The organism is Streptomyces sp. SCPE 10 (assembly GCF_051980735.1).
Taxonomy (GTDB): Bacteria; Actinomycetota; Actinomycetes; order Streptomycetales; family Streptomycetaceae; genus Streptomyces; species Streptomyces misionensis.
Window position 1 is genome coordinate 7,073,614 of sequence record NZ_CP197069.1, and the last position, 14,134, is coordinate 7,087,747.

The following is a 14,134-nucleotide window of genomic DNA, read 5'->3' on the forward strand; positions in this document are numbered from 1 at the left end:
ATGGATCTGTCTCTGTCCTTTACCGAGGGCGAGCAGCTGCTTCCGCTGACGGGCGCACAGGCAGGGGTGTGGTTCGCACAGGCCGTCGAGCCCGACAGCCCGATCTTCCGGGCGGCCGAGTACCTGGAGATCCACGGCCCCGTGGATCCCGCGCTGTTCGAGCGGGCACTGCGCCGGATGACCGCCGAGGCAGACGCCCTGCACATCACCTTCGTGGACACCGAGGACGGCCCGCGCCAGCGCATCGGCGCCGAACCGGACTGGCGGCTGCGGATCGTGGACGTGTCCGGTGAGTCCGACCCGCGGCGCGCGGCCGAGGAGTGGATGCGGGCGGACCTGCGCCGGCGCATCGACCTGACCGGCACCGAGCTGTTCACCTACGCGCTCTTCCGCGTCGCCCCGGACCGCTGGTTCTGGTACCACGCCTACCACCACATCCTGCTGGACGGGGTGGGCGCCGCCCTGCTGGTGCGCCGGGTCGCGGACCTCTACACCGCGCTCGTCGCCGGTACCGAGCCCGAGCCCGGCCCGTTCGCCTCCGTGCGCACCCTGCTCGCCGAGGACGCCGCCTACCGCGCCTCCGAGGAGTTCACCGCCGACCGCGCCTTCTGGCGGGGGCGGTTCGCCGACCAGCCGGAACCGATCGCCCTGTCGGCCCGTCCCCTGGTGCCCTCCGCGGACTTCGTGCGCCGCAGCGCGCACCTTCCCGCGGACGTCCAGGACGCGCTGGTGCGGGCGGCGGAGCGGGCCGGCACCGCGCGCTCACGGATCGTCATCGCCGCCACCGTCGCCTATCTGCACCGCATGACCGGCTGCACCGACGTGGTGCTCGGACTGCCGGTGACCGCGCGGCCGGGCCCGCGCTCGCGCCGCGCCCCGGGCATGGCCGCCAACGTGGTGCCGCTGCGCGTGGCCGTGGACGACGCCACCACCGTCGCCGAGCTGCTGGAGCGCACCCGCGTCGCCCTGCGCGGCGTCTCGGCCCACCAGCGCTACCGCGGCGAGGACCTGCGCCGCGACCTGGGTCTGCCCAACGACCACCGCCGGTTCTTCGGGCCGCTGATCAACGTCGTGCCCTTCGACTACGACCTGCGCTTCGCGGGCAGTCGGGCGGACGCCCACAACATGTCGCTGCGGCTCATCGAGGACCTGGCCATCTCGGTCTACGACCGCGGCAACGGCACCCCCGTCCGGGTCGACTTCGACATCCACCCCGAGCTGTACGGCGCCGCCGAACTCGCCGCCCACCAGGACCGCTACGTGGCCTTCATCGGCCGGCTGGCCGATGCGCTCGCCGAACCCGGCACCCCCCTCGGCAGGCTCGGCCTGCTCGGCGCGGACGAACTCGCGAACGTCCTCGCCCCGCCCGCCCCCGCGGCGGCCGGACCCGCACCCACCCTGGCCGGCCTCTTCGAACGGCAGGTCCGCCGGACGCCCGACGCCCCCGCGGTCCGCTACGAGGACACGGTCCTCGACTACGCCGAGCTGAACCGGCGCGCCAACCGGCTCGCCCGGCTCCTCATCGCCCGCGGCGTCGGCCCCGAGGACCGGGTCGCCCTGCTGCTGCCCCGCTCGGCCGAGTTCGTCGTCGCGCTGCTGGCCGTGGTCAAGGCGGGCGCCGCCTACGTGCCCGTCGACCCCGACTACCCCGCGGCCCGGATCGCGTACATCCTCGGCGACGCGCACCCCGTGTGCGTGCTCACCGACGCCACCACCGCCGACGCGGCCCGCGAGGCGGGCGCGACCGCCCTCGCGCTGGACGACCCGGCCACCCTGGACGAACTGGCCGCCGCCGCGGACACCGACCCGGCCGACGAGGACCGCACCACCGCGCTGACCGCCGGGCACCCCGCCTACGTCATCTACACCTCCGGGTCCACGGGCCGCCCCAAGGGCGTCCTCGTCACCCACACCGGCATCCCCGCCCTGGCCGAGACGTTCATCGCACGCCTGGGCGTGCGACCGGGCAGCAGGGTGCTGCAGTTCGCGTCGATGGGCTTCGACGCGATGGTGCCCGAACTGTGCATGGGCCTGCTCGCCGGCGCCACCTTCGTCCTGGCACCGAGGGAGCGGCTGCTGCCCGGCGACCCGCTGGCCGCGTTCACCCGCGAGGCCGGCATCACCCACGCCATCCTGCCGCCGTCCTCGCTCGCCGTGCTGAACCCCGAGGGCGACCTGCCGCCCGGCATGACCGTCCTGGTGGCCGGCGAGGCCAGCTCCGAGGAACTGGTGGCCCGCTGGGCGCCCGGCCGGGTCCTGGTCAACGGCTACGGGCCCACCGAGACCACGGTGTGCGCCACGATGAGCGAGGCGCTCGACGGCACCCGCACACCCCCCATCGGCGACCCCTTCGCCGAGACCCGGGTCTACGTGCTCGACAGCGCCCTGCTGCCGGTGCCGCCCGGCATCACCGGCGAGCTGTACGTCGCCGGGCCGAGCCTCGCCCGCGGCTATCTGGGCCGCGCCGCGCTGACCGGCGAGCGGTTCGTCGCCAACCCCTTCGGGCGGCCCGGCGAGCGCATGTACCGCACCGGCGACCTGGTCCGCCGGCTGCCCGACCGCACCCTGGAGTTCGTCGGCCGCGCCGACGACCAGGTCAAGATCCGCGGCTACCGCGTCGAGCCCGGTGAGACGGAGGCCGCCCTGCTGCGGCTGCCGGCCGTCGGCCAGGCCGCGGTGACGGTGCGCCGCGACACCACCGGGGCGTACGCCCTGGCCGGCTACGTCGTCCCCGCCGAGCCCGGCGACGACCTCGACCTCGACGCCGTACGCGACGCCCTGACCGAGGCGCTGCCCGGCTACCTGGTGCCCGCCACCCTGACCGTCCTCGCCGCGATCCCGCTCACGCCCAACGGCAAGGTCGACCACCGGGCGCTGCCCGACCCCGGCGCCCCCCAGGCGCGCACCCGCAGGGCCCCGGCCACCCCGCGCGAGCAGGCGCTGTGCGCACTGTTCGCGGACGCGCTCGGCCTCGCGGACGTGGGCACCGACGACGACTTCTTCATGCTCGGCGGCCACTCCCTGATGGCCGCCCGGCTGGCCCGGCGGATCAGTGCCGAACTCGGCGTCGACTGCGGCGTGGAGACCGTCTTCGCCGCTCCCTCGGTCCGCCGGCTCGCCGATCGCCTGGGCGCACCCGCGACCGGCCGGCCCGCGCCGGCCCCCGTCCCGCGCACCGGCGACCTCGAACTCTCCCACGCCCAGCAGCGCCTGTGGTTCCTGGACCAGCTCGAAGGGCCCAGCGCCGCCTACCACATCCCGCTCGTCCTCACCCTCGACGGCGAACTCGACCACCACGCCCTGGAGTCCGCCCTCGGCGACCTCACCGGACGGCACGAGATCCTGCGCACCGTCTACCGCCAGCGCGACGGCGTGGCCACCCAGCACGTGCTGCCCGCCGCCGGTACCGTCCCGGCCCCCGTGCGGGCGGTGACCGACGCCGCCCTCCCCGGCGAGCTGTCCGCCGCCATCGCCCGCCCCTTCGACCTCGCCGCCCAAGCCCCGCTGCGCGCCACCCTGTTCGCCCTCGCTCCCGAGCGCCACGTCCTGCTGCTCCTGCTGCACCACATCGCCGCCGACGCCGGATCGCTCGCCCCGCTGCTGCGCGACCTCACGGCCGCCTACGACGCCCGCCGCGCCGGGGGCGCGCCCCAACTGCCTCCGCTCGCCGTGCAGTACGCCGACTACGCCGTCTGGCAGCGCCTTGCACTGGGCGACGAGAACGACCCGGACAGCCCGGCCGCCCGCCACCTCGCCTTCTGGACCGAGCGGCTGGCCGGCCTGCCCGACCACCTGGAACTGCCCGCCGACCGCACCCGCACGGCACACTCGGCAGCCGCCGCGGACCTGGTCACCCTGGACCTCGACGCGGCCACGCACCGCCGGCTCGGCGAGCTGGCCCGCGCCGGCGGCACCAGCACCTTCATGGTCGTCCAGGCCGTCGTGGCGGCCCTGCTGACCCGGCTCGGCGCCGGCACCGACATCCCCCTCGGCACCCCCGTCACCGGCCGCCCCGACGACGCCCTGGACGACCTCGTCGGCTTCTTCACCAACACCCTGGTGCTGCGCACCGACACCTCGGGCGACCCCACCTTCCGCGAACTGCTCGCCCGCGTCCGTGCGGGCAACCTCGGCGCCTACGCCCACCAGGAGCTGCCCTTCGAGCGGCTGGTCGAGGTGCTCAACCCGGCCCGCTCGACGTCCCGGCACCCGCTGTTCCAGGTCATGATCGCGATGGACAGCTCGCAGCGCACCCTGCCCGCCGCCGACGGTCTCACCCTCGGCCTGCTCGACGTGCCCACCGGGACCGCCAAGTTCGACCTGTCCTTCAACATCCGCGAGCACCGCACCCCGGCCGGCGACGAGAACGGCATCCTCGTCGCCCTGGAGTACCGCACCGACCTGTTCGAGCGCGGCACCGCGCAGACGTTCCTGGCCCGCTTCGCCCGGCTCGCCGAGACCGCCGCGAACGCCCCCGGCACCCGGATCGGCAGCGCCCCGCTGCTCACCGCCGACGAGACGCACCGGCTGCTGGTCGAGTGGAACGACACCGCCGCCCCCGAGTCCCTGACGGACGTCGTGGCCCGCGTCCGCGAGGTCGCCGCCGAACGCCCCGACGCCGTGGCCGTCACCGACGACCACGGGGACCTCACCTACCGGGACCTCGTGGCCCGCGTCGACCGGCTGGCGGCCCGGCTGCGCGCCCGCGGCGCCGGACCGGACGCGGTGGTCGCCGTACTCGCCGAGCGCGGCGCCGCCGCCGTCACCGGCTTCCTCGGCATCCAGGCGGCCGGCGCCGCCTACCTCCCGCTGGACACTCGGGCCCCCGTCGAGCGCTCGGCCGCCCTGCTCGCCGACGCGCAGGCCGGCTGGCTGCTGGCCGGCCCCGGCCAGGAAGCGGCGGCGGACCGGATCGTCGCCGCGGGCGGCGCGCACGCCGAGGCGCTGCCCGTGCACGACCCCGACGACACCACCGCGCCCGCCGCGCCCCGCACCCCGGACGCGGCCCGGCTCGCCTACGTCATCTTCACCTCCGGCTCCACCGGCCGCCCCAAGGGCGCGATGGTGCACCACCGCGGCATGAACAACCACCTGCTCGCCAAGGTCGCCGACCTCGGTCTGACCGCCGCCGACACGGTCGTCCTGAACGCCCCCCTGACCTTCGACGTCTCGGTGTGGCAGATGGTCGCCCCGCTGCTCACCGGCGGCCGGGTCCGCGCCGTGGGACAGCTCCTCGCCGCCGACCCGCAGGGCCTGTTCCGGCTGGTCGCCGACGAGCGGGTCGGCGTCCTGGAGGTCGTGCCGTCCCTGCTGCGCGCGGCGCTGGACACCTGGGACGAGGGCGCCGAGGTGCCCGAGCCGCCCGCCCTGCGATGGCTGGTCGTCACCGGCGAGGAACTGCCCACCGAACTGTGCCGGCGCTGGTTCGCGCGCTTTCCCGGCATCGCCATGATGAACGCCTACGGCCCCACCGAGTGCTCCGACGACGTCACCCACGCCGTCATCACCCCGGACAACCTGGACGAGGACCGGATCACCGCCCCGATCGGCCGGGCCGTCCGCAACACCCGGCTGTACGTCCTCGGCGACCAACTCGCGCCGGTCCCGCCCGGCACCGCGGGCGACCTGTACGTGGCGGGCGCCGGCGTCGGCCGCGGCTACCTGGGCGACCCCGGCCGCACGGCGGCCGCCTTCGTCCCCGACCCGTTCGCCGCCGACGGCGGCCTCATGTACCGCACCGGCGACCGGGTCCGCCACCGCCCCGACGGACAGCTGGAGTTCATCGGCCGCCGCGACGCCCAGGTGAAGATCCGCGGGCAGCGCATCGAGCTGGGCGAGGTCGAGGCCCACCTGCGCGCCCGGCACGGAGTGAGCGACGCCGTGGCCGCCGTGGTCCCCGGGCCCGGCGGACACCACCAGCTCGTCGGCTACCTCGTCGGCACCGACGACGTCCGCGGCGTCCGCGAGGCGCTGGCCGCCGCACTGCCCGAACACCTGGTCCCCGCCGTGCTGGTGCCGCTGCCCGCGCTGCCGCTCACCCCGAACGGCAAGATCGACCGCAAGGCCCTGCCCGTGCCGGACTTCGCGCCGACGGACAGCCGCCCGCCCCGCACCCCCGAGGAGGAACTGCTCTGCGGCATCTTCGCGGAGCTGCTGGGCCTCGACCGGGTCGGCGCCGACGACGACTTCTTCATGCTGGGCGGCCACTCCCTGCTGGCCACCCGGGTCGTGGCCCGCGTCCGTGCCGTCCTCGTCGTGGACCTGGACGTGGCCGCCCTGTTCGAGACGCCCACCGTCGCGGGCCTGGCCGCCCGGCTCACCGCCGCCGGGCCCGCCCGGGGCCTGACGGCACACCGCAAGCGGCCCGAGGTGCTGCCGCTGTCCTACGCCCAGCGCGGCCTGTGGTTCCTCAACCGGATGGACCCGGCCGACGGCACCTACAACATCCCGCTGGTGCTGCGACTCTCCGGCCCCCTCGACATCCCCGCCCTCGAGACGGCGCTCGCCCGGGTGGCGGAGCGGCACGAGATCCTGCGCACCGTGTTCCCCGAGGCCGACGGCGTGCCCCGGCAGGTCGTCCGCGAGCCCGGCGCGGCCCGGCCCGCACTGGACGTGGTGGACGCCGCCGACCGGGACCCGGACGCGCTGATCGCCGAGGCGGCCGGGCGCGGCTTCGACCTCACCCGCCAGACACCGCTGCGCGCCCGGCTGCTGGTGCTCGACCCGCGGACCCACGTCCTGGTCGTCGTCGTCCACCACATCGCGAGCGACGGCTGGTCCACCGCGCCGCTGGCCCGCGACCTCGGCCGGGCGTACGCCGCGGCCCTCGACGGCCGGGCACCCGACTGGACACCGCTGCCGGTGCAGTACGCCGACCACGCCCTGTGGCAGCGCGAGCGGCTCGGCGAGGAGACCGATCCCGAAAGCCTGATAGCACGTCAGATCGCCTACTGGAAACGGACCTTGGCCGACCTCCCCGAGGAGCTGGCGCTGCCCGTGGACCGGCCGCGGCCCGCGCTGCCCAGCGGCCGGGGCGGACTCGTCCCCTTCGCCCTCGGACCCGAGACCCACGACGCGCTGCTGCGCCTGGCCCGCGCCCACGGCGCGACCACCTTCATGGTGCTGCACGCCGCCCTCGCGGCCCTGCTGACCCGGCTCGGCGCCGGCACCGACCTCCCCATCGGCGGCTCCGTGGTGGGCCGCGCCGACGAATCCCTGGACGACCTGGTCGGGTTCTTCGTCAACTCGCTCGTGCTGCGCACCGACACCGGCGGCGACCCGACCTTCGGCGAACTCCTGGCGCGCACCCGCGCCACCGACATCGCCGCCTTCGCCCACCAGGACCTGCCGTTCGAACGACTGGTGGAGGCGGTCAACCCGAGCCGCTCGCTGGGACGCCACCCGCTGTTCCAGATCAAGCTGGTCCTGCAGAACCTGGACCGCCCGCTGCTCGACTTCCCCGGGCTGCGCGCCGAGGTCGCCCGACTCGACCCGGACATGGCCAAGTTCGACCTGCTGTTCAGCGTCGCCGAACGCTACGACGAGCAGCGCCGGCCCCAGGGTGTCGAGGCGGCGGCCGGCTACTCGGCCGACCTGTTCGACCGCCCCACCGTGGAGGCCCTCGCCACCCGGTTCGTCCGGCTCCTCGAATCCGCCCTCGCCCACCCCGACCGGCCGATCAGCCGCCTCGCCGTGCTGGACGGCACCGAACGCCACGACCTGCTGGTCACCCGCAACGACACCGGGCACGCCACCCCCGACGCCACCCTCGTCCAGCTCTTCGAGGCCCAGGCCGCCCGCACCCCCCACGCCCCGGCCCTCGTCCACGGCCCGGTCCGGCTCGACTACGCGCAGCTCAACGCCCGCGCCAACCGGCTCGCCCACCTGCTGCTGGCGCGCGGCGCCGACCCCACCACCCTGATCGCGCTCGCCCTGCCCCGGTCCGCGACGGCCGTCGAGGCGATGCTCGCCGTCGGCAAGTCCGGCGCGGCCTACCTCCCGCTGGACCCCGGGCACCCCGGCGAACGCGTCGCCCAGCTCCTGTCCGACGCCCGCCCCGGACTGCTGCTGACCACCGCCGAAACCCTGCGCGACGCCCCGCACCTGGCCGACCAGCCGGCCCCGCTGCTGGTCCTCGACGACCCCGAGGTGACCGCCGAACTGGCCGCCCTCCCGGACACCGACCCCCGCGACACCGACCGCGGCGCACCCGTCGGGCCGGGCGACGCCGCCTATGTCGTCTACACCTCCGGCTCCACCGGCACCCCCAAGGGCGTCGTCGTGGACCAACGCGCCCTCGTGGACTACGTGGTGCGCTGCGCCGCCGAGTACCCCGGCCTCGCCGGACGCACCCTGCTGCACTCGCCGCTCTCCTTCGACCTGGGCCTGACCACCCTCTACGGCACCCTGCTGGCCGGCGGCTGCCTGTACGTCGCCGACCTGGACGAACACCTCGACGTGCCCGGCGGACTGACCTTCCTCAAGGTCACCCCCAGCCACCTGCCCCTCCTGGACACCCTGCCCGACGCCTGCGCGCCGGACGCCGAGCTGATGACCGGCGGCGAGGCCCTGCACGCCGAACAGCTCACCGCCTGGCGCGCCCGGCACCCGCGGGCCACCGTGGTGAACCACTACGGCCCCACCGAGGCCACCGTCGGCGTCCTCGACCACCGGATCGAGGCCGGCACCGCACCGGCGGCCGGACCCGTCCCGCTCGGCCGCCCCATGTGGAACACCCGGGTGTACGTCCTGGACGCGGCCCTCCAGCCGGTGCCCGACGGCGTCGTGGGCGAGCTGTACCTCGCCGGCACCGGCCTCGCCCGCGGCTACCTCGGCCGGCCCGCCAAAACCGCCGAGCGGTTCGTGGCCGACCCCTACGGGCCGCCCGGCACCCGGATGTACCGCACCGGTGACCGCGTTCGCTGGAACCCCGCCGGGGTCCTGGAGTACGTGGGCCGCGTCGACCACCAGGTCAAGGTGCGCGGCTTCCGGATCGAACTCGGCGAGGTGGAGGCCGCCCTGCTGACCGCGCCGGGCGTGCGCCGGGCGCTGGCCCTGGTCCGCGAGGACCGGCGCGACGACAAACGGCTCACGGCCTACGTCGTCCCCGCCCCCGGCGAGAGCGTCACGGCCGACGAGGTGCGCGCCCATGTGGCGCGGACGCTGCCGGAGTACCTGACCCCCGCCGCCGTGGTCGTCCTGGACGAACTTCCGCTCACGGCCAACGGCAAGGTCGACCGCGCCGCCCTGCCCGCCCCGCACACCCCCGCGAACGCCGCGCCGGCCCGCGCCGCCCGCACCCCGGAGGAGGAGATCCTCTGCGGACTGTTCGCCGATGTGCTCGGCGTCGAACGCGTGGGCGTGGACGACGACTTCTTCGCACTGGGCGGCCACTCGCTGCTCGCCATGCGCCTGCTCAGCCGGATCGCCGGCACCCTCGGCGCCCGGGTGGGCGTCAAGGCGCTCTTCGACGCCCCGACGGTCGCCGGTGTCGCCGCCCGGCTCACCACCGCCGGCGACGACCGCCCCGCCCTGGTCCCGGCCGAGCGCGGCGAACGCGTCCCGCTGTCCTACGCCCAGACCCGGCTGTGGTTCCTCAACCGGCTCGAAGGCCCCAACGCCACCTACAACATCCCGCTCGTGCTGCGCCTGACCGGCGATCTCGACCGGGCCGCGCTGCGCGCCGCGCTGCGCGACGTCGCGGACCGCCACGAGAGCCTGCGCACGGTCTTCCCCGAGACCGGCGGCGTGGCCGGCCAGCACGTCCTCGGCCCGGTCGAGGGCGCTCCGTCCCTGGAGGAGAGCGAGGTCGCCGCCGACGCGCTGGAGGCCGCCGTCAGCGAGACCGTGCTCCGCGGCTTCGACCTGACCTGCCAGCCCCCGCTGCGGGCCCGGCTGCTCACCCCGGCCGGCACCACCGGCGAGGCCGTCCTGGTCCTGGTGATGCACCACATCGCCGCCGACGGCTGGTCGCTCGGCCCCCTGCTGCGCGACCTGTCCGAGGCGTACGCGGCCCGCCGCGGCGGCACCGCGCCGAACCGGCGGCCGCTGCCCGTCCAGTACGCCGACTACACGCTGTGGCAGCGCACGGTCATGGGCGACGAGAACGACCCGGACAGCCTGCTGACCGAGCAGCTCGACCACTGGAAGACGGCCCTGGACGGGCTGCCCGAGGAACTGGACCTGCCCGTCGACCGGCCGCGGCCCGAGGTGGCCACCTACCGCGGCGACCATGTGCCGCTGGAGCTGAGCGCGCGGGCGCACGCCGGTCTCGCCGCGCTGGCCAGGGCCAACGGCGTCAGCGTCTTCATGGTGCTGCAGGCCGGACTCGCCGCACTGCTGACCCGGCTCGGCGCCGGCACCGACGTTCCGATCGGCACCCCCGTCGCGGGCCGCACCGACGCCGCCCTGGACGACCTCGTCGGGTTCTTCGTCAACACCCTGGTGCTGCGCACCGACACCTCGGGCGACCCCACCTTCCGCGAACTGCTCGCCCGGGTACGGGAAACGGACCTGGCCGCCTACACCCACCAGGAGCTGCCCTTCGAAAGGCTGGTGGAGGAGCTGAACCCGGTGCGCTCGCTCGCCCGGCACCCGCTCTTCCAGGTCATGCTCATCCTGCACAACACCGACCGCCCCGCCATCGAGCTGCCCGGACTGCGGGCGAGCGCCGAGGGCGCGGACGCCCCCGTCGCCAAGTTCGACCTCTCCGTCAGCCTGTGGGAGCGGCACACCGAGGCCGGCGCGGCCGACGGGATCCTCGGGCAACTGGAGTACGCCGTCGACCTGTTCGACCGGTCCACCGCCGAGGCCGTCGCGGCCCGCCTGGAACGCCTGCTGACGGCCGCCGCGACCGACGCGGACCTCCCGATCAGCCTGCTCCCCGTGCTGTCCGGCGCGGAACTGGACGAACTCCTGGTGACCCGCAACGACACCGCCGTGGCGCGCCCGGAGGCCTCGCTGCCCGAGCTGTTCCGGCGCCGGGCGGCCCGCACCCCCGACGCAGTCGCCCTGGTGAGCGGCGCGGTGGAGCTGACCTACGCCGAGCTGGACGAGCGCTCCGACCGGCTCGCGCTGGCCCTGCTCGACCGGGGCGTACGCCCCGAGGACCGGGTGGCCCTGCTGCTCGCCGACCGCGCCCACCACGTGACGGCGACCCTCGCCGTCGCCAAGGCCGGGGCCGTCTACGTGCCGCTGGACGCCCGCAGCCCCGAGGCCCGGACGCGGCGCGTCCTGGAGGACACCGGCACGGTCGTCGTCCTCGCCGACCGCACCACCGCCGAGCGGGTGCCGCAGGGACCGGCCGCCGTCGTCCTCGTGGACGGGGAGCGGACCGCGCCCGCCGAGCGGCCGGACCGCACCTGGACGCTCCCGCACCCCGACCAGCTGGCGTACATCATGTACACCTCCGGGTCCACGGGCGAGCCCAAGGGGGTCGCGGTCACCCACCGCGGCGTCGCCGGCCTGGTCCGCGACGGCTACTGGGGACACGGCCCGGACGACCGGGTGCTGATGCACTCACCGCCCTCCTTCGACGCCTCGACGTACGAGCTGTGGGGCCCGCTGCTCGGCGGCGCGCGGATCGTCGCCTCGACCGCCGACGCCACCGACATCGCCGCCCTGGCCGCCACCATGACCCGGCACCGGGTCACCGTCGGCCTGTTCAGCGAGGGCGTCTTCCGGCTGCTCGCCGAGAACCACCCGGAGGCGTTCCGCGAGCTGCGGGACGTCTACGTCGGCGGCGACACCACCTCGGCGGCCGCGGTCCGCAAGGTCCTGGAGCAGGCCCCCGGCCTGCGGCTGACCAACAGCTACGGCCCCACCGAGACGACGCTGTGCGCGGTCCACCACGCCATCGGCGCGGGCGACGTCGCCCGCAACTCCTTCCCGATCGGCCGCCCGATGGACAACACCCGCGTCTACGTCCTGGACGAGCGCCTGCGACCGGTCCCGGACGGGGTCACCGGCGAGCTGTACATCGCGGGCGAGGGCCTGGCCCGCGGCTACCACGGTCGGCCCGCGACGACCGCGGAACGCTTCGTCGCCGACCCCTTCGGACCCGCGGCCTCCCGGATGTACCGCACCGGCGACCGGGCCCGGTGGCGCGCGGACGGCACACTGGAGTTCGCCGGGCGCGCCGACACCCAGGTGAAGGTGCGCGGCTTCCGGATCGAGCTGGGCGAGGTGGAGTCCGCGGTCGCGGCCCACCCGGACACCGCCCAGACCGTGGTCGTGGTACGCGAGGACCGGCCGGGGGACCGCCGCCTGGTCGCCTACGTCGTGCCCGTGCCCGGCGCCGAGGCCGACCCCGAGGCGCTGCGCGCCCACGTCGCGCAGCGCCTGCCGGACTACATGGTCCCCGCCGCCTTCGTCCCGCTCGACGCGCTGCCGCTGACCGGGACCGGGAAGCTGGACCGCCGGGCGCTGCCCGCGCCCGACTACGCGGGCGGCGGCGGCCGCGCCCCGCGCAACGAGCGGGAACAGCTGCTCTGCGCGCTCTTCGCCGAGCTGCTCGGGATGGCCGACGTGGCCATCGACGACAACTTCTTCGCCATGGGCGGCGACAGCATCGTCTCCATCCAGCTGGTCAGCCGGGCCCGCCAGGCGGGTCTGAAACTGACCCCGCGCGACGTCTTCCAGTGCCAGACCGTCGAGGCCCTCGCCGTCGTGGCGAGCGCCGCCGACACGGACGGCGACACCGCCCCGGACGACGGCACCGGCACCGTCACGGCCACCCCGATCATGGAGTGGCTGCGCGGGCTCGGCGGCCCCGTCGAGGGCTTCAACCAGTCCGTCGCCCTGCGCACCCCGCCGGGCCTGGGCGAGGCGGCGCTGCTCACCGCCGTGCAGGCGGTCCTCGACGGCCACGACATGCTCCGGGCGCGCCTCGACCGGACCGGCCCCGGCGCGTGGCGGCTGCACGTCCCGCCGGCCGGCAAGGCCGTCGCCGCCGACGCCGTGCGCCGGGTCGACATCGCCGACGTACCGGACGGCGCCCTCGCGCGGTTGCTGACCGCGCAGGCCGAGACGGCCCGGCGCGAACTGGCCCCGGACGACGGGGCGATGCTCCGCGTGGTGTGGTGCGACGCGGGCGCCGACCGCCCGGGCCGGCTGCTGATCCTCGCGCACCACCTCGTGGTCGACGGTGTGTCCTGGCGGATCCTGGTGCCCGACCTGATGAACGGCTGGGCCGCCGCCGAGGCGGGCCGCCCGGTCACCCTCGAACCGGTCCGCACCTCCTTCCGCACCTGGGCCGACCGACTGGCCGTCCAGGCGGTCACCGCCGCCGAGGCCGAACTCCCGCTGTGGGAACGGATGACCGCCGAGGCCGACGCGCCGCTCGGCACCCGCCCGCTCGACCCCGCCGTGGACACCCGGGCCACCGTCCGGCGGCACACGGCCACCCTGCCGGCCGGGCGCACGGACGAACTGCTGACCACCGTGCCCGCCGCCACCGGCGCCGGACCCGACGAGATCCTGCTCACCGCGTTCGCGCTCGCCGTCACCGAGTGGCGGCGCACCCGCGGGCACGGCGCGGGCGGCGGCGGACCGGTCCTGCTGAACCTGGAGGGCCACGGCCGCGGCGACGGCGGCGACGCCGAACTCTCCCGCACGGTCGGCTGGTTCACCGCCATGCACCCGCTGCGCCTGGACCCGGGCGTCAAGTGGCACGAGATCCGCGACGGCGCACCGGCCGCCGGCACCGCGCTGCGCCGCGTCCAGGACCAGCTGCGCGCGATCCCCGGCAAGGGCCTCGGCTACGGCCTGCTGCGCCACCTCAACCCCGCCACCTCGGGCATCCTCGCCGCCGGGGCGCAGCCGCAGATCGGCTTCAACTACCTGGGCCGCGTCCGCGCCGGAACCGGCGACCCCGCCGACTGGGGTGCCGCACCCGAGGACGTCCGGATCGCCCCGACCGACCCCCGGCTGCCGTTCGCGCACTGCCTGGAGGTCAACGCGGTCACCCACGACCGGCCCGGCGGACCGGAGCTGAGCGTGACCTGGACCTGGCCCGGAGGCCTCTTCGAGGAGCCGGACATCGGGGCGCTGACCGGCCTGTGGTTCGAGGCCCTGGACGCCCTCGCGCGGTACGCCGCCGCGCACCACGCCGCCCCGGGCGGCGCCGAGGACCCGA

At 75.8% G+C, this 14,134-nt stretch carries 1 protein-coding gene (cut by a window edge); it reads left to right on the plus strand.

The window, feature by feature from the left end:
- Positions 1-14,134, plus strand: the 5' portion of a protein-coding gene (locus ACSP97_RS32380; protein WP_440555549.1) for an amino acid adenylation domain-containing protein. Its footprint extends 80 nt past the window's final position; only the first 14,134 of its 14,214 coding nucleotides appear in the window; it begins with the start codon at positions 1-3; the stop codon falls past the right edge of the window.